The sequence below is a fragment of the Pseudomonas sp. JQ170C genome (assembly GCF_035581345.1).
GTDB lineage: Bacteria > Pseudomonadota > Gammaproteobacteria > Pseudomonadales > Pseudomonadaceae > Aquipseudomonas.
In genome coordinates this window covers 1,369,860-1,387,068 of the sequence record NZ_CP141608.1, presented here as the reverse complement: position 1 = coordinate 1,387,068, position 17,209 = coordinate 1,369,860, and the positions used below count along the sequence as shown (strand labels likewise).

The 17,209-nt window shown below is 60.9% G+C and carries 13 protein-coding genes and 2 tRNA genes; 12 read left to right on the top strand and 3 right to left on the bottom strand.

Features of this window, described 5'->3' with window-relative positions; translation table 11 throughout:
• The first annotated feature begins 279 nt into the window (after positions 1-279).
• The 3 genes from U9R80_RS06305 (at position 280) to U9R80_RS06295 (ending at position 4,409) form a co-directional block, all read left to right on the top strand.
• Complete coding sequence (locus U9R80_RS06305; protein ID WP_301837178.1) at positions 280-1,551, top strand: OprD family porin; 1,272 nt, start codon at positions 280-282, stop codon at positions 1,549-1,551.
• Positions 1,552-1,721: 170 nt separating this feature from the next.
• Positions 1,722-3,437 carry a proline--tRNA ligase gene (locus tag U9R80_RS06300; RefSeq protein WP_301837179.1) on the top strand — a complete coding sequence of 572 codons (1,716 nt, stop codon included), beginning with the start codon at positions 1,722-1,724 and terminating at the stop codon, positions 3,435-3,437.
• An 18-nt stretch (positions 3,438-3,455) separates the two neighbouring features.
• On the top strand, positions 3,456-4,409 hold the full coding sequence (locus tag U9R80_RS06295; protein ID WP_301837180.1) for a hypothetical protein: 954 nt from the start codon (positions 3,456-3,458) through the stop codon (positions 4,407-4,409).
• 45 nt (positions 4,410-4,454) lie between these two features.
• Here the strand turns inward: U9R80_RS06295 and dinB are convergent, their stop codons facing one another.
• A complete protein-coding gene (gene dinB, locus U9R80_RS06290) occupies positions 4,455-5,519 on the bottom strand; it encodes a DNA polymerase IV (protein ID WP_301837181.1) in 1,065 nt (354 codons plus the stop codon).
• 223 nt (positions 5,520-5,742) lie between these two features.
• Here dinB and U9R80_RS06285 point away from each other — a divergent pair.
• From U9R80_RS06285 to U9R80_RS06270, 4 genes are all read left to right on the top strand, one after another.
• Positions 5,743-5,819, top strand: a tRNA-Met gene (locus U9R80_RS06285).
• Between the two features lie 133 nt (positions 5,820-5,952).
• Positions 5,953-6,029: transfer RNA gene (locus U9R80_RS06280), tRNA-Met, on the top strand.
• A 212-nt stretch (positions 6,030-6,241) separates the two neighbouring features.
• Entirely contained in the window at positions 6,242-8,884 is a 2,643-nt protein-coding gene (mprF, locus tag U9R80_RS06275; RefSeq protein ID WP_301837182.1) for a bifunctional lysylphosphatidylglycerol flippase/synthetase MprF, read from the top strand.
• Positions 8,884-10,179 (top strand): virulence factor family protein, encoded by a 1,296-nt coding sequence (locus U9R80_RS06270; RefSeq protein ID WP_301837183.1) that lies wholly within the window; start codon positions 8,884-8,886, stop codon positions 10,177-10,179. The genes mprF and U9R80_RS06270 overlap by 1 nt, the downstream gene beginning before the upstream one ends.
• A gap of 85 nt (positions 10,180-10,264) precedes the next feature.
• On the opposite strand, the gene U9R80_RS06265 is transcribed toward U9R80_RS06270, so the two are convergent.
• Entirely contained in the window at positions 10,265-12,163 is a 1,899-nt protein-coding gene (locus U9R80_RS06265; RefSeq protein ID WP_301837184.1) for a potassium transporter Kup, read from the bottom strand.
• A gap of 202 nt (positions 12,164-12,365) precedes the next feature.
• Here U9R80_RS06265 and rimO point away from each other — a divergent pair, with 202 nt between their 5' ends.
• The 5 genes from rimO (at position 12,366) to tsaA (ending at position 16,310) form a co-directional block, all read left to right on the top strand.
• Entirely contained in the window at positions 12,366-13,703 is a 1,338-nt protein-coding gene (gene rimO / locus U9R80_RS06260; RefSeq protein WP_301837185.1) for a 30S ribosomal protein S12 methylthiotransferase RimO, read from the top strand.
• 89 nt (positions 13,704-13,792) lie between these two features.
• On the top strand, positions 13,793-14,263 hold the full coding sequence (locus U9R80_RS06255; RefSeq protein WP_301837186.1) for a GNAT family N-acetyltransferase: 471 nt from the start codon (positions 13,793-13,795) through the stop codon (positions 14,261-14,263).
• 130 nt (positions 14,264-14,393) lie between these two features.
• On the top strand, positions 14,394-15,104 hold the full coding sequence (locus tag U9R80_RS06250; RefSeq protein WP_301837187.1) for an rRNA pseudouridine synthase: 711 nt from the start codon (positions 14,394-14,396) through the stop codon (positions 15,102-15,104).
• 47 nt (positions 15,105-15,151) lie between these two features.
• A complete protein-coding gene (locus U9R80_RS06245; protein WP_028943050.1) occupies positions 15,152-15,613 on the top strand; it encodes a DUF1456 family protein in 462 nt (153 codons plus the stop codon).
• Positions 15,614-15,620: 7 nt separating this feature from the next.
• Positions 15,621-16,310, top strand: a complete 690-nt coding sequence (gene tsaA, locus U9R80_RS06240; RefSeq protein WP_301837188.1) for a tRNA (N6-threonylcarbamoyladenosine(37)-N6)-methyltransferase TrmO — start codon at positions 15,621-15,623, stop codon at positions 16,308-16,310.
• 52 nt (positions 16,311-16,362) lie between these two features.
• Here the strand turns inward: tsaA and fpr are convergent, their stop codons facing one another.
• Complete coding sequence (gene fpr / locus U9R80_RS06235) at positions 16,363-17,142, bottom strand: ferredoxin-NADP reductase (RefSeq protein ID WP_301837189.1); 780 nt, start codon at positions 17,140-17,142, stop codon at positions 16,363-16,365.
• Positions 17,143-17,209 lie beyond the last annotated feature (67 nt).

Sequence of the window (17,209 nt, the reverse complement as noted above, 5' to 3'; positions counted from 1 at the left end):
GTTCGGGAATCGGGGGATAGCGTGTTCTGACCTACCCCTATGCCGTCTGGAACAGCGCTGGAGTTGTACGCCCCGTAAACTCGGGACGTGATTTGCGACAGGGACATAACAGTTAGCGACATGACCGTAAAGTTACCGAAAGGATCTTTCCCCCCATATCGCAAACAACAGTCTGCGTGATATACATTTCCGCCGACACAAAAAGAAAGAGCCGCGCCGCATAAAAAAACCAATCGGCGACGGCAGTACTCTTCCTAAAAACCAAAGGAGCAAATCACGATGCGCGTGATGAAGTGGAGCATTATCGCCCTGGCTGTTGCAGCAGGCACCTCGCAGATGGCTGTGGCCTCTTCTCAGGATGAGTCCAAAGGTTTTATCGAAGACAGCAAGCTCAATGTCAAAACCCGCATGCTGTATTTCAGCCGTGACTTCCGCAACGTTCCTAACGGCGCGCAAAGCCGCGTAGAAGAAACCGGTCTGGGCTTCCTCGGCACCTACGAGTCGGGCTTCACTCAAGGCGTCGTCGGCTTCGGTGTCGACGCCATCGGCATGTTGGGCCTGAAACTGGACAGCGGCAAGGGTCGCGCCGGCACCGGCCTGTTCCCGGAAGGCTCCGACGGTCGCTCGCAAGATGACTACTCCGAAGGTGGCGGCGCGGTCAAACTGCGCATCTCCGACACCGTCCTGAAAGTCGGTAACCAATTCACCGCACTGCCAGTCCTGGCCACTGACGACAGCCGCTTGCTGCCAGAAGTTGCCGAAGGCGCACTCATCACCATGGATGAGATCAAAGGCCTGACCCTGCACGCTGGTCACTTCACCGGCCTGAACGCTCAAGCCCAGACCTTCCGCGACAGCCTGCACCTGACCAAGGCTGACGTGTTCGGCGGTACCTACGCCTTCACCGACAACCTCAGCACCAGCCTGTACTACTCGAAAGTAGAAGACTACTGGCGCAAGTACTACGCCAACATCAACTGGGCGCTGCCTATCAGTGATGATCAAGGCCTGGTCTTCGACGTCAACTTCTATGACACCAAGAGCGACGGCGCTGGCCTGGTTCGCACCTTTGACGGTGAAACCGAGCTGGACAACCAGGCTTACAGCCTCTCGGCTGCCTACAACATCGGCGCCCACACCTTCACCATTGCCCACCAGCAAATTACCGGTGACGGTGACTACGCCTATGGCGTGGATGGTGGCGGCACCATCTTCCTGGCCAACTCCGTGGCCCGTTCCGACTTCAACGCCGAAGACGAAAAGTCCTGGCAGGCTCGTTACGACCTGAACATGGCCAGCTACGGCGTACCAGGCCTGAGCTTCATGGCACGTTACGTTACCGGTGAAGGCGCCAACGTCGAAGGCACCACCAACGGTAAGGAATGGGAACGCGACATCGAAGCCAAGTATGTCCTGCAAGAAGGCCCAGCCAAGGACCTGAGCTTCCGTGTCCGTCAGGCCACCTACCGCTCTGCAGACGGCGTTTACTACGGTTCGCCATCCATCGACGAACTGCGCCTGATCGTCGAGTACCCACTGAGCATCCTGTAAGCCCTAGGCTTTCAGTATCTTCAGTACGAAAAAGCCCGGCACCGCCGGGCTTTTTCTTGTCTCGATTCGGGCTGACAACACCTTCGTGCTCCGGCATCCTGTACGCCACCGAATCGCCCCCGTACAATGCGGGGTCATTTAAAGTCTTAAGCAACCGACAACGGCCTACCATGCGCACCAGTCAATATTTGCTCGCTACCCAGAAAGAAACCCCGTCCGACGCGGTGGTCATCAGCCACCAGCTCATGCTGCGCGCCGGCATGATCCGCAAACTCGCCTCCGGCCTTTATACCTGGCTGCCGATGGGCCTTCGGGTGATGCGCAAGGTCGAAACGGTGGTGCGCGAGGAAATGAACGCCGCCGGTGCATTGGAAGTGTTGATGCCCAGCATCCAGCCTGCCGAACTGTGGCAGGAGTCCGGCCGCTGGGAACAGTACGGCCCTGAGTTGCTGCGCCTGAAAGACCGCCACGGTCGCGACTTCTGCGTGGGCCCGACCCACGAAGAAGTGATCACCGACCTGGCCCGCAACGAGCTCAACAGCTATAAACAGCTGCCGCTGAACATGTACCAGATCCAGACCAAATTCCGTGACGAGATCCGTCCGCGCTTCGGTTTGATGCGCGGCCGCGAGTTCATCATGAAGGACGCCTACTCCTTCCATGCCGACCAGGCTTCCCTGCAGGAAACCTACGACCGCATGCACCTGGCCTACAGCAATATCTTCACCCGCCTGGGCCTGGATTTCCGCCCAGTGCAAGCTGACACCGGCTCCATCGGTGGCAGCTACTCCCACGAATTCCATGTACTGGCCGAGTCCGGTGAAGACGACGTGATCTTCAGCGACAGCTCCGACTACGCCGCCAACATCGAGAAAGCCGAAGCCATTCCTCGGGAAACCGTGCGCCCTGCGCCGACCGAAGAGCTGCGCCTGGTCGATACACCCGATGCCAAGACCATCGCGCAACTGGTGGAAAACTACAGCCTGCCGGTCGAAAAGACCGTCAAGACCCTGATCGTCCGCGCTGCCGAAGAAGGCAAGCTGATTGCCCTGATCGTCCGTGGCGACCACGAACTGAACGAAATCAAGGCCGCCAACCTGCCACAAGTTGCCAGCCCGCTGGTCATGGCCACCGATGAAGAACTGCGCACCGCCATTGGCGCTGGCGCAGGCTCCCTCGGCCCGCTGAACCTGCCACTGCCATGCATCATCGACCGCTCGGTCGCATTGATGAGCGATTTCGGCATCGGCGCCAACGTCGACGACAAGCACTATTTTGGCGTCAACTGGGAGCGCGACCTGCCTGTTCCTGAGGTTGCCGACCTGCGCAACGTCGTTGAAGGCGACCCAAGCCCGGACGGTAAAGGCACCCTGGTGATCAAGCGCGGCATTGAAGTCGGGCACATCTTCCAGCTGGGCACCAAGTACAGCGAAGCGCTCAAGTGCCAGGTACTGGGCGAGAACGGCAAGCCGGTAACCCTGAGCATGGGTTGCTACGGTATTGGCGTATCCCGCGTGGTGGCTGCCGCCATCGAGCAGAACTACGACGAGAACGGCATCATCTGGAGCGACACCCTGGCCCCGTTCCAGATCGCCCTGGTTCCGCTGCGCTACGAAACCGAACAGGTTCGCGAAGCCACCGACAAGCTCTATGCCGAGCTGACCGCCGCCGGTTTCGAAGTACTGCTGGACGACCGCGACAAGAAAACCAGCCCTGGGATCAAGTTTGCCGACATGGAACTGATCGGCATCCCGCATCGGATCGTGATCAGCGATCGCGGCCTGGCCGAAGGCAACCTGGAATACAAGCACCGCAAGGAGCGTGACGCGCAACCGCTGCCACTGGCCGAGGTGCTGTCCTTCCTGCAAGCCCGCATCCGTCGCTAAGCTAACGCAAGAGTAATCATGTTCAAGCGAAGTACCTTTACCCTGGGGGGCACCGCACTGTGCGGTGCCCTGTTGCTCAGCGGCTGCGCCAACCAGATGTCCCAGCGCAGCGAGCATGAGGAACGCATCGAGCGCAAGCTGCTCGAACATAGCCTGCAGATCGATGTCGGGGACCCCAAGGTACTCGAGCTACCGCAACGGCGTGTGCGCATCAACGAACAGAAGAACTTCGAAGTTACCGAGTTCGAGGTGACGCGTCGTTATGATCGCTACACGCCTTACCAGCCCTGGCGGGAAGTCTACGAGATCCCTCTGGGCGCGGTGGCAGTGGTCGCCGGCGTCGGCGCCAACGTAGTCAACATCTTTGCCTTGGGCAATTTGCCTGAAAGCGTGACGCATGACTGGTTGAGCTATGGCGTCGATGGGCTTAACCCGCTGATGAATACTCAGTCCAATGGCCGCGCCCAGCAGAACCTTGCCGGGATCACCGAGGTACAGAAGGACAAACGCCAGGAGTACACCAGCCTGCCGTGGAGCGACCGCCCGGTCGAAGTCAAGGCTGGCAAGGTCAGCCATACCCTGACCACCGACCGCAACGGCGTACTGCACCTGAACTTGCTCGACAGTCCATTCACCGAGCAGAACCTGACCCATATCGGCACCCTGCACCTGCAAGTGGCCGATGAAGACAACAACGTGCGCGGTGACGCCAGCCTACTGATCAGCAGCGCTCTACGCGGCAAATTGGTGGAAGCTCACGACCTGATCTTCGACGACCTGGAAGACGATGAAGTCAGCCAGTGGGTCCATCGGGTCAAGCGCCTGTCGGAACTGGGCCTGGAAGAAGAAGCCAGTGAACTGGAGCAGAGCCTGATCGAGCTGACGCGCAACGATCCGGAACTGCAGCAGGAGTTTCTTCAGTCCCTGACCAAGGATGCCGGCCGCCTGGTCGCCGACCCTGGCGTACACTGAGTTCCCCCGCACTTGAAAAACGCCAGCTTGCTGGCGTTTTTTTATTCAGTCGCGGCCAAACAACTCCAGCTGTTCATGACCACCGCGCAAATCCTGCAAACGCACGCCGATCCCCAACAACCGTACCGGCTTGCTCCCCCGAGCGAACGCCTGGCTCAGCAATAGCTGGTAACTGCCAAGGTCCCGCCCTGCCCCGGCTTGCTCAAGGGTGGTCTGGGTAAAGTCGTGAAACTTCACTTTGACGAATGGCTTGCCCGGCCGGTAGCTGTCATCGATACGGGCCATGCGCCCCGCCAGGGTTTCCAGCAGCTCAGGCAGTTTCTCCAGGCAACTGGCCAGGTCGGGCAAGTCTGTGTCGTAGGTGTTTTCAACACTCACCGACTGCCTGCGACTGTCGTTGTGCACAGGGCGATCGTCGATTCCTCGCGCCAGCCCCCACAACCGCTCGCCAAAACTGCCGAATTCACGGGCCAGGGCCAAGCGCGTCCAGTCACGCAAGTCCAGGCAATTGATGATGCCCAGGCGGCCGAGCTTGTCGGCAGTCACCTTGCCTACTCCGTGCAACTTGCTGACCGGTAACGCTGCGACAAAATCCTCGACTTGATCAGGCGTCACCACAAACAAGCCATTGGGCTTGCGCCAGTCGCTGGCGATCTTGGCCAGGAACTTGTTCGGCGCCACACCGGCCGACACGGTGATGTGCAGTTGCTGGGCCACCCGGCGACGGATGTCGGCGGCGATGCGCGTGGCGCTGCCCGCAAACCATGAACTGTCCGACACATCCAGGTAGGCCTCATCCAGTGACAACGGCTCGATCAAATCGGTGTAGTCGCGAAAAATCGCATGGATCTCGCGCGATGCTTCTTTATAGGCATCCATGCGCGGCTTGACGATCAGCAGATCAGGACAGAGATTGAGGGCGTGCCGGGACGACATCGCCGAACGCACGCCATAGGCACGCGCTTCATAGTTGCAGGTGGCAATCACCCCACGCCGCTCAGCCGACCCTCCCACTGCCAACGGACGCCCGGCCAGACGCGGGTCGTCGCGCATTTCAATGGCGGCATAAAAGCAGTCGCAATCTATGTGGATGATCTTGCGCTGGGACATCGTCAATCGTAGGCACAGTTGGCAGGTTATGTAGGCAGTATCTCATTCCGATACGCCATACGCACCACAGGCACTGGATAAACATACACATTTTTACCCTGCAAGCCCCGGCGCAGCTGCCCTGCAGCACCCATCGATCGCGCTAAGCATTTGAAGAAAAAAGGATTTCTTTAAATCAGCGCTTGACACTCCAGCGCATCACTGTAGAATTCGATCTCACAGGCGCGGGATGGAGCAGCCTGGTAGCTCGTCGGGCTCATAACCCGAAGGTCGTCGGTTCAAATCCGGCTCCCGCAACCAGATTCAAAGAAAGGCCACTCTAACGAGTGGCCTTTTTCTTTGCCTGAAGAAAGTGCCCAGGCAGAAAATTATTGTAAATCAACAATTAAGCGTTGACAGCTTTCCCAAACGCTGTAGAATCCGCCACATCAGACGCGGGATGGAGCAGTCTGGTAGCTCGTCGGGCTCATAACCCGAAGGTCGTCGGTTCAAATCCGGCTCCCGCAACCAAACAACAGAAAAGGCCACTTTGCAAAAAGTGGCCTTTTTTGCATCTGCGATTCAGCAACTCCCCTTCGGCCCTCCTGCGGCGGCAACATAAATATTCTTTAACTATCCTCAATGCAGGCAGCGGCCCGATCATAGCGGCCACTACTTTCCATAGGGATTGGTACCTTGGCTGGATACGTTCATCCTGGCGCTCACCACCCACGAGGTGATTGATGCGCACCCAGACGTCTGAAACAGAAACTCCCGTCACCACTGCATTGCCCAATGCCGTCCAGCACCTGCGCTGGCTTGACCGCGTGAGCCGCTACCGGCAACCGATCGGCCTGGCCGTCACCTTGTTGCTGTTCACCATTGCCCTGATCGCCTGCCGTCACCTGTTGAGCGAGCTGGACATCTACGCCCTGCATGACTCGCTGCTCAGCGTGCCCCCCTCTGCCCTGGCCGGAGCAGTGCTAGCTACGGTCGTTGGCTTCATTATCCTGCTGGGTTACGAGTGGTCGGCCAGCCGCTACGCCGCTGTCGATCTGCCCGCCCGCACACTGATCATGGGGGGCTTCAGCGCCTTTGCCATTGGTAACGCCATCGGCTTGTCGCTGCTCTCCGGTGGCTCAGTGCGTTACCGGCTGTATGCCCGACAGGGTGTCGGGGCTGCCGAAGTGGCGCGCATGACTCTGTTCGCCAGCCTGTCACTGGGCTGCGCGCTACCACCGCTGGCCGCCCTGGCGACATTGAGCAACCTGCCCGCTACAGCCATCGCGCTGCACATGCCCCCATCCCTGCTGGCCGGGATTGCGCTAACGGTATTGGGGCTGGCCGCACTGCTGGTCTACGGCCTTTACCGCCGACGCCTGCCGGAACAACCCCGGGTAGACAGCCTGCTGATACGCGTGGGTCGACGCACCTTGAGCCTGCCCGGCGCCCGCCTGACCTTGTTGCAACTCCTGATCACCGCCCTGGACGTTGCCGCTGCCGCGACCGTGCTGTACCTGCTGCTGCCTGAAGCGCCGCCCTTCGGGGCCTTCCTGCTGGTGTACCTGCTGGCGTTGGCCGCCGGCGTGCTTAGCCATGTTCCTGGCGGCGTCGGGGTGTTTGAAGCGATTCTACTGGCCGCCTTCGCCGATCAGCTTGGCGCTGCGCCGCTGGCGGCCGCACTGTTGCTGTACCGCTTGATCTACGTGGTCATGCCATTGCTGCTGGCCTGCGTGGTACTGCTGGTGAATGAAGCTCAACGCTTTATCGTTGCTCGCCAGGCCATCAAGGCCGCTTCCGGGTTGGCGGCACCGGTGCTGGCAGTGCTGGTGTTCCTCTCCGGCGTGGTCCTGCTTTTCTCCGGCGCCACGCCGGAAATCGATGGGCGCCTGGAGCACCTGGGTTTTCTTATCCCCCATCGGCTGATTGACGCCTCGCATTTTGGCGCCAGCCTGATAGGCGTGCTGTGCCTCCTGCTGGCCCAAGGCCTGCGCCGACGCCTGTCTGCCGCCTGGATGCTGACCACCATCTTGCTGCTGGTGGGCGCCCTGCTCTCGCTGCTCAAGGGTTTCGACTGGGAAGAAGCCACCATCCTCACCTTCACAGCCTGCCTGCTGGCCTTGTTTCGCCGCTCGTTCTATCGCCCTAGCCGCCTGCTGGAACTGCCGTTCTCACCGGTTTACCTGGCAGCCAGTGCGTGCGTCATTGGCGCCTCGATCTGGCTGTTGCTGTTCGCTTATCAGGACGTGCCCTACAGCCATCAACTGTGGTGGCAATTCACCCTGGATGCCGACGCGCCACGCGGGCTGCGCTCGGCACTGGGTAGCGCGGTATTGCTGGTGGTGGTTGCATTGACCTGGTTGCTGCGCACCGCACGCCCGGTGATCCACTTGCCCAATGCTGAAGAGCTGCAACGGGCCAGCCGTATTCTCCAGGCTTCGGACCAGCCCGATGGCGGCCTGGCCCTGACCGGCGACAAGGCCCTGCTGTTCCACCCCGATGATGATGCCTTTCTTATGTATGCCCGTCGCGGGCGCAGCCTGGTCGCCCTGTACGACCCGATCGGCCCGCCCCACAAGCGCGCCGAAATGATCTGGCAGTTCCGCGACCTGTGCGACGTTCACCATGCCCGCCCTGTGTTCTACCAGGTGCGCGCCGAGAACCTGCCGTTCTACATGGACATCGGCCTGACCGCGATCAAGTTGGGGGAGGAGGCCCGGGTCGATCTCAACCGTTTCGATCTGGAAGCCAAGGGCAAGGAGATGAAGGATTTGCGCTACACCTGGAATCGCGGCGGGCGCGACGGCTTGAGCCTGGAAGTGCATGAGCCGGGGCAAGCACCGCTCGAAGAACTCAAGGTCATTTCCGATGCCTGGCTGAGCGGCAAGAACGTGCGCGAGAAAGGCTTTTCCCTCGGCCGCTTCAGCCCCGAGTACCTGCAGCACTTTCCCATCGCAATCATCCGCTTCGAGGGCCGCCCGGTGGCCTTTGCCAACCTGCTTCAAACCCACAGCCGGGAACTGGCCAGCCTCGACCTGATGCGCGCCCACCCCCAGGCGCCGAAGCTGACCATGGAATTCATGATGATCGGCCTGATCCAACACTATAAGGCCCAGGGTTACGGCCGCTTCAGCCTGGGCATGGTGCCCCTGTCGGGACTGCAACCGCGCCGTGGCGCGCCCCTGACCCAACGCCTGGGTTCGATGGTGTTCCAGCGTGGCGAGCAGCTCTACAACTTCCAGGGCCTGCGCCGCTTCAAGGACAAATTCCAGCCCGACTGGGAACCCCGCTACATGGCCGTGCCTGCCGGACTCGATCCATTGGTGGCACTGGCCGATACTGCCGCCCTGATCGCAGGCGGCCTGACCGGATTGGTGAAACGCTGATGATTCGACGCTACTGGCTGTACCTACTGGTAATCCTGATCCTGGGCCTGCTCGCCTCTACCCTGGTCTTCTGGTTATGGACGCGCCCGGCGCCCGAGCCCAGCCTTGAGCACCTGACCCTGAGCGATGGCAGCAGCCTGACCCGGGTCAACCCTGGCTCGCGCGCCAAGGCGCTCGTCGCCATTGCCGTCCCCCAGGACCAGGCCCTCACAGACAAACAACTGCTGAACCTGAGCCAGAGCGGTGAAGCGCAGATGGTCCAGGTCATCCTGCCCCCAGCCGATTGCGCCTTGCAGCAAACCGCCCTGCAGCAAGCCCTGCAGCAGCTCAACGGCCCGGCAACCCTGGTGGCAGGTATCGGCCCAGGCGCTGCACAAGCCTGGAGCTGGCTGGCAAACCAGAGTAACGACAAGGCCCAGGCCATCTCGGTGGATTTCACCGTCGAGCGCCCCGGTTGCGCCACCCCCCTGCCCAAATCGGCCGCCCATGGTCACTGGAGCGTGGCCTGGAACGACAACCCGGATGACGCCAGCGCCGCCTTCGTGCGCGACCAGCCCAATGCCGAAACCAGCATCAGCGACTACGACATTCACCTGCCTCAGGTGCTCAAGGCACAACTGACCCAGGCCCTGGTAGGTGAAGACGGCAACGCCATGAGCATCCCGGTGGTGGAAGTCCCGGCCGGCCAAACCACCGACACGGTCACCCTGTTCTTATCGGGCGACGGCGGCTGGCGAGACCTTGACCGCGACGTGGCAGGCGAAATGGCCAAACTGGGTTACCCGGTGGTCGGCATCGACACCCTGCGCTACTACTGGCAACACAAGACACCCGAACAGAGCGCAATCGACCTGTCGGAGTTGATGCAGCATTACCGGCAAAAATGGGGTACCAAACGCTTTGTACTGACCGGCTACTCCTTCGGCGCCGATGTGTTGCCCGCCATCTACAACCGCCTGCCGGAGGAAGACCAGAAGCGTATCGACGCGGTGATCCTGCTGGCCTTTGCCCGCAGTGGCAGCTTCGAGATTGAAGTCGAAGGCTGGCTGGGCAATGCCGGCAAAGAGGCCCCTACCGGGCCGGAAATGGCCAAGCTGCCAGCGTCCAAGGTGGTGTGCATCTATGGCGAGGAAGAAGCCGATGAAAGCGGCTGTACCGATCACACCGCGGTGGGCGAGCGCCTGAAACTGCCGGGCGGGCATCACTTCGACGAAAACTACCCGGCCCTGGCCAAGCGCCTGATCGGCGATATCGAGAACCGCCAGGGTAAAACCAGCGTCGCCACCCAAAACTGAACCCAAACAGAAGCGGGCTTGCCCCGCGATGATGTGCTCGCTTTAGGAGCCTCATCGCGGCGCAAGCCCGCTCTGGCAGTAACCCTCAGATCTCGACCTGAGTGCCCAGCTCGATCACCCGATTCAACGGCAGGTTGAAGAATCGCAGGTTGCCGTTGGCATTCTTCAACAAGAACGCAAACAGCGTCGCCCGCCAATGCGACATGCCTACCAGACGCGAGGGGATGACCGTCTCGCGACTCAGGAAGAACGTGGTTCGCATCGGACTGAAGTCCAGCCCCTCCAGATGACACAGCTTCAACGCCGCCGGTACATCCGGCTCGTCCATGAAGCCAAAGTGCAGCAGCACCCGGTAGAACCCTTCACCATACGTCTCGACCTCGAAACGCTGCTGCGCCGGCACCCGCGGCATGTCTTCGCTGACCACCGTCAGCAGCACCACCTGATTGTGCAAGACCTGGTTGTGCAGCATGTTGTGCAACAAGGCATGGGGGACGGCGTCCGGTCGCGCCGTGAGGAACACTGCAGTGCCCTCGACCCGGTGCGGCGGCTGCACACGAATACTGCCGATAAACAGCGGCAGCGGCAGGCTGCCTTCATCCAGGCGCTCGACCAGTATCTGCTTGCCGCGCTTCCAGGTGGTCATCAGCACGAACAACACCAACCCCGCCAACACCGGAAACGCCCCGCCCTGCACCACTTTCGGAACGTTCGCAGCAAAGAACAAGCCGTCGACAAACAGGAAGCCGAGCAGCACGGGCACCGCCAGCACCGGTGGCCACTTCCACAGCAACAGCATTACCGTGGACACCAGAATCGTCGTCATCAGCATGGTGCCCGTCACCGCCACCCCATAGGCCGAGGCCAGCGCTCCGGACGACTCGAAGCCCAGCACCAGCAAGACCACACCGACCATCAACGCCCAGTTCACCGCCCCGATGTAGATCTGCCCTTGCTCGTCGCTGGAGGTGTGCTGGATCTGCATGCGCGGCACGTAGCCAAGCTGGATTGCCTGGCGTGTCAGGGAGAAGGCACCGGAGATCACCGCCTGGGAGGCGATCACCGTGGCCAGGGTAGAGAGACCGACCAACGGTATCAGCGCCCAGCCCGGCGCCAATAGATAGAAGGGATTGCGCGCCGCTTCAGGGTTCTGCAGCAGCAAGGCACCCTGGCCGAAGTAATTGAGCACCAGGGCTGGCAGGACCAGGATGAACCAGGCCCGGGCAATCGGCTTACGGCCAAAGTGACCCATGTCGGCGTACAGCGCCTCGGCACCGGTCAAGGCCAGGACGACAGCGCCGAGGATCGTCACACCCATGCCCGGATGGACAATAAAGAAGCGCACCGCCCACATCGGATTGAGCGCCTTGAGCACTTCAGGGCTCTGGAGAATGCCAAGCACGCCCAACGCCCCCAGCACCACGAACCAGGTGACCATCACTGGTCCGAAGAAAATACCGATGCGCGCCGTGCCGTGCTTCTGGATAAGGAACAGGCCTACCAGCACCACCAGCGCCACCGGCACGACCCAGTGATCAATGCCGTCGAAGGCCAACTCCATACCCTCAACGGCCGACAGCACGGAAATGGCCGGGGTGATCATGCTGTCGCCATAGAACAGCGCCGCGCCGATCAGGCCGCACACCACCATGACCGCACGCAGTTTGGGATAAGGCGCCGACGCACGCCTGGCCAGGGCGGTGAGCGCCATGGTGCCACCCTCGCCCTGGTTGTCGGCGCGCAGGATGAAAACCATGTACTTGATCGAGACCACCCAGATCAGTGACCAGAAGATCAGGGCCAGGATGCCCAGTACCCCGTCGTGGTTCACCGGTACACCGTAGTCACCGGAGAACACTTCCTTGAGGGTGTACAAGGGACTGGTGCCGATATCGCCGTAAACCACCCCCACTGCAGCCACCAGCAGGCCAATCGGCTTTGCCGCCGATTGCCCGGATTCTGCCTGATTGCTTGCCTGAACCATCCATTACTCCTGCAATCTAGACTCTTGAGACAAACACAGGCCTATCGCCGCGAAGCATAGCTGAGCGTTCGTCGCATTTCTGCTGGTCAAGTGACTTTGCGCTCGCTAGAATTGCGCACTTTTTGATCAGAGGCGCCCCAAACGCCCACCAAAGGTTGCCCGGCCCACCTGCCCGGCAAGCTCATCAATACCGAGGTTAGTCATGTCCACCACCCCTACGCCCACCACGCCCAAGGTCGGCTTCGTTTCCCTGGGTTGCCCCAAGGCCCTGGTCGATTCCGAGCGCATCCTGACCCAGCTGCGTATGGAAGGCTATGAAGTCGTGCCCACCTATCAGGATGCCGATGTGGTGGTGGTCAACACCTGCGGCTTCATCGACAGCGCCAAGGCCGAGTCCCTGGAAGTGATCGGCGAAGCCATCAAGGAAAACGGCAAGGTCATCGTCACCGGCTGCATGGGTGTCGAAGAAGGCAATATCCGCGACGTACACCCAAGCGTATTGGCTGTCACCGGCCCGCAGCAGTACGAGCAGGTGGTCACTGCCGTCCACCAAGTGGTACCACCACGCAAGGACCACAATCCGCTGATCGACCTGGTGCCGCCACAGGGCGTCAAGCTGACCCCGCGCCACTACGCCTACCTGAAGATTTCCGAAGGCTGCAACCACAGCTGCAGTTTCTGCATCATCCCGTCGATGCGCGGCAAGCTGGTCAGCCGCCCGGTCGGGGAAGTGCTCAGCGAAGCCGAGCGCCTGGTGAAGGCTGGGGTCAAGGAAATCCTGGTGATCTCCCAGGACACCAGCGCCTACGGCGTGGACGTCAAGTACAAGACCGACTTCTGGAACGGTCGCCCGGTCAAGACCCGCATGCTCGAACTGTGCGAAGCCTTGAGCAGCCTGGGCGCCTGGGTGCGCCTGCACTACGTCTACCCCTACCCGAACGTAGACGACGTGATCCCGCTGATGGCGGCCGGCAAGATCCTGCCGTATCTGGATATCCCCTTCCAGCACGCCAGCCCCAAGGTACTGAAGTCGATGAAGCGTCCAGCTTTTGAAGACCGCACCCTGGCGCGCATCAAGAAATGGCGCGAACAGTGCCCGGACCTGATCATTCGCTCCACCTTCATTGTCGGCTTCCCGGGCGAGACCGAGGAAGACTTCCAGTACCTGCTCGACTGGCTGACCGAAGCCCAGCTCGACCGCGTCGGCTGCTTCCAGTACTCGCCAGTGGAAGGTGCCCCGGCCAATGACCTGGGCCTGGACGAAGTGCCGGACGACATCAAGCAGGATCGCTGGGACCGCTTCATGGCGCACCAGCAGGCCATCAGCAGCGCCCGCCTGCAACTGCGTATCGGCCGGGAAATCGAAGTGCTGATCGACGAAGTCGAAGAACAAGGCTCGGTAGGCCGCAGCTTCTTCGATGCACCGGAAATCGATGGCAACGTGTTCATCGACGGTGACCACGGCTTCAAGCCAGGCGACAAGGTCCGCTGCAAAGTCGTCGATGCCGACGAATACGACCTGTGGGCTGAGCCCGTCTGAGGCCACGCCGCTGAAAAATAGCCCTGCCGTCCCTGGCGGGGCTTTTTTTTGCAACTATCGTTCTGTCTGTTGCCCAAGGAGATCACGCGATGTACAGGCACAACGGCATCCACACCCCCAGGTTTGACGACTACCCGGAACTGGCTCGGGTCTGGGAAGCGTCAGTGCGCGCTACCCATGATTTTCTTCCCGACAGCTACATCTGCCTGTTACGAGAGCTGCTGCTCAACCAGTACCTGGATGCAGTGATGTTGATCTGTTGTCGCGATGCCCGCCAACGGATCACCGGTTTTGCCGGGGTTGCCGCCGGTCGCGTGGAAATGCTTTTCGTCGATCCGGCGACACGCGGCCAGGGCCTGGGCAAACGCTTGCTGCGCTATGCCATTGATGAACTCAATGCCGTTCAACTCGACGTCAACGAACAGAACACCCAGGCAGTAGGCTTCTACCTGTGTCAGGGATTCGAGGTTGTCGGACGCTCGGAAACGGATGGCATGGGCCAGCCCTATCCCTTGCTGCATCTGAGGCTAATTCAAACGAAGACGGCGCAGATTGGCTGACAGAAGGCGTCGTACTTTTCTGAAATGCCGCGAAATCACAGATTAATGGCCCGATGGGCGAATGTAGCCGGCCCAGGCCCTGCCCAGGCGGTTACAATAGGCACCTTTCCCTGTGCCTACGGCTGTCGTCATGTCTGAACCCATTCGCCTTTCCAAACGCCTTATTGAACTGGTCGGCTGCTCCCGACGGGAGGCCGAGCTGTACATCGAAGGCGGCTGGGTCACCGTGGATGGCGCGGTGGTCGACGAGCCGCAATTCAAAGTAGCCGGGCAAAAAGTCGAACTGCAGGCCGGTGCCCGCGCCGAAGCCCTGGAGCCGGTCACCCTGCTGCTCCACCAGCCCGCCGATCTCGATATCGACAGCGCCTGCCACAGCATCAGTGCCGACAGCCTGTCTGAAGCCCACCGTGAAGGCCGACGCCCACTCAAGGGCCACTTTGCCCGCCTGAGCTGCGCGGCCCCCTTGCAACAAGGCGCCAGCGGCCTGCAGGTGTTTACCCAGGACTGGCGAGTGACCCGCAAGCTCAACGCCGACCTGGCCAAGCTTGAGCAGGAGTACATCGTCGAAGTCAGTGGCCAGATGATCGCCCACGGCCTGGAGCGACTCAATCGCGGGCTCAACTGGAAGGGCAATGAGCTACCGAAGATCAAAGCCAGCTGGCAGAACGAAACGCGCCTGCGCATGGTCCTCAAGAACCCGCAACCCGGCCTGATCGCCCTGCTGTGCAGCAGTGTCGGCGTCACCCCGGTGAGCATGCGCCGGATTCGCCTGGGCGGCGTCGCCATGAGCAAGCTGCCCCTGGGCCAGTGGCGCTACCTTGCAACCAGCGAAAGATTCTAGCAACAAGGTGCCGCCACCCTGGCGGCACCCCGAACAGGATTGTCACCATGATTCACAACGATGTACTGCGCAGCCTGCGCTACCTGCTCGACGTCAATGACGCCAAGCTGACCGATATCATCAAGCTGAGCGGCTACGAGGTCGCCATCGACGACATCGCGTCCTACCTCAAGAAAGAAGACGAAGAAGGCTTCGTGCGCTGCCCCGACGAAGTCATCGCGCATTTTCTCGATGGCCTGGTGATCTTCAAGCGTGGCAAGGACGACAGCCGCCCGCCGCTGCCGGTCGAACTGCCAGTGACCAACAACATCATCATGAAGAAGCTGCGGGTGGCCTTCGAGCTGAAGGAAGATGACCTGCACGCCATTCTCAAGGCTGCCGATTTCCCGGTGTCCAAACCGGAGCTCAGCGCCCTGTTCCGCAAGGTCGGCCACAACAACTACCGTCCCTGCGGCGACCAACTGCTGCGCAACTTCCTCAAGGGGCTGACCCTGCGAGTCCGTGGCTGAGCCAACGATGAACTACAGCGTCGCACCGGTCGGCTTCGTCCGTTCCTGCTTCAAGGAAAAGTTCGCCATCCCGCGCCAGCCTCAGCTGGCGCCCGCAGCGCGCGGGGTCCTGGAACTGGTACCGCCATTCAACAGCGGTGACGCCGTGGCGGGGCTTGAGCAGGTCAGCCATGTCTGGCTGCTGTTCCTGTTCCACCAGGCCCTGGAAGACAAGCCACGGCTCAAGGTGCGCCCGCCGCGCCTGGGCGGCAACACCTCCATGGGCGTGTTCGCCACCCGGGCCACGCATCGCCCCAACGGCATTGGCCAGTCCGTCGTACGCCTGGAAAAGGTCGAAGCCGGACGCCTGCTGCTGTCGGGGATCGACCTGCTCGACGGCACACCGGTCATCGACATCAAGCCCTATGTGCCTTACGCCGATGCAGTCGCCGCAGCGACCAACCAGATGGCCAGTGCGCCGCCTGAACCGATTGCGGTGACGTGGAGCGACAACGCCCTGCCCCAAGCTCGTGAGCACGCCCTTCGCCTTGGAGAGCCGCTGGTGGAGCTGATCGAGCAATGCCTGGCACAAGACCCGCGCCCGGCGTACCAGGTCCCACCACCCGAGCGCGTGTACGGCGTCAAGCTTTGGGATGTACAGGTGCGCTGGCACTACCCGCAACCCGACCAGATCACCGTACTGGAAGTGGTCCTGTAGCCGCGGGCATAAAAAAAGCAGGCCTAGGCCTGCTTTTTTGTTTCAGCGTCGATTACTTCTCAACGAACGCACGTTCGATCAGGTAGTCACCTGGCTCACGCATACGGGCCGAGATTTTCAGGCCGAAGCTGTCGAGCACTTCGCTGGTCTCGTCGAGCATGCTTGGGCTACCGCAGATCATCGCACGGTCGTCCTGCGGATTGATCGGTGGCAGACCGATGTCGCTGAACAGCTTGCCGCTGCGCATCAGGTCGGTAAGACGGCCCTGATTCTCGAACGGCTCACGGGTCACGGTTGGGTAATAGATCAGCTTGTCACGCAGCGCGTCGCCGAAGAACTCGTTCTGCGGCAGGTGCTCGGTGATGAACTCACGGTAAGCGACTTCGTTGACGTAACGGACACCGTGAACCAGGATCACTTTTTCAAAGCGCTCGTAGGTTTCCGGATCCTGAATGACGCTCATGAAGGGCGCCAGGCCGGTACCGGTGCTCAGCAGGTACAGGTGTTTCCCCGGATTCAGGTCATCCAGTACCAGGGTGCCGGTAGGCTTCTTGGAGATGATGATTTCATCACCTTCCTTCAGGTGCTGCAGCTGCGAGGTCAGCGGGCCGTCCGGCACCTTGATGCTGAAGAACTCCAGATGCTCTTCCCAGTTCGGGCTTGCGATCGAGTAGGCACGCATGAGCGGTCGACCGTTGTCCTGTTGCAGACCGATCATCACGAACTGACCGTTCTCGAAGCGCAGGCCCGGATCGCGGGTGCACTTGAAGCTGAACAGGGTGTCATTCCAGTGGTGAACACTGAGGACACGTTCGTGGTTCATGTTGCTCATGTACGGGCTCCTGAAATAAAACGCAGCGCTAACCTAGAGCGCGATTGCGCGATAGTTTAGTGCGAGC

What these genes read in the sequence shown, in the direction of transcription:
- dinB (WP_301837181.1), bottom strand. Translation starts at nt 5,519, where the DNA reads ATGTCCCAGCGCAAGATCATCCACATAGATTGCGACTGCTTTTATGCC.
- mprF (WP_301837182.1), top strand. Translation starts at nt 6,242, where the DNA reads ATGCGCACCCAGACGTCTGAAACAGAAACTCCCGTCACCACTGCATTG.
- U9R80_RS06245 (WP_028943050.1), top strand. Translation starts at nt 15,152, where the DNA reads ATGATTCACAACGATGTACTGCGCAGCCTGCGCTACCTGCTCGACGTC.
- U9R80_RS06305 (WP_301837178.1), top strand. Translation starts at nt 280, where the DNA reads ATGCGCGTGATGAAGTGGAGCATTATCGCCCTGGCTGTTGCAGCAGGC.
- U9R80_RS06300 (WP_301837179.1), top strand. Translation starts at nt 1,722, where the DNA reads ATGCGCACCAGTCAATATTTGCTCGCTACCCAGAAAGAAACCCCGTCC.
- tsaA (WP_301837188.1), top strand. Translation starts at nt 15,621, where the DNA reads ATGAACTACAGCGTCGCACCGGTCGGCTTCGTCCGTTCCTGCTTCAAG.
- U9R80_RS06250 (WP_301837187.1), top strand. Translation starts at nt 14,394, where the DNA reads ATGTCTGAACCCATTCGCCTTTCCAAACGCCTTATTGAACTGGTCGGC.
- rimO (WP_301837185.1), top strand. Translation starts at nt 12,366, where the DNA reads ATGTCCACCACCCCTACGCCCACCACGCCCAAGGTCGGCTTCGTTTCC.
- U9R80_RS06255 (WP_301837186.1), top strand. Translation starts at nt 13,793, where the DNA reads ATGTACAGGCACAACGGCATCCACACCCCCAGGTTTGACGACTACCCG.
- U9R80_RS06295 (WP_301837180.1), top strand. Translation starts at nt 3,456, where the DNA reads ATGTTCAAGCGAAGTACCTTTACCCTGGGGGGCACCGCACTGTGCGGT.
- U9R80_RS06270 (WP_301837183.1), top strand. Translation starts at nt 8,884, where the DNA reads ATGATTCGACGCTACTGGCTGTACCTACTGGTAATCCTGATCCTGGGC.
- fpr (WP_301837189.1), bottom strand. Translation starts at nt 17,142, where the DNA reads ATGAGCAACATGAACCACGAACGTGTCCTCAGTGTTCACCACTGGAAT.
- U9R80_RS06265 (WP_301837184.1), bottom strand. Translation starts at nt 12,163, where the DNA reads ATGGTTCAGGCAAGCAATCAGGCAGAATCCGGGCAATCGGCGGCAAAG.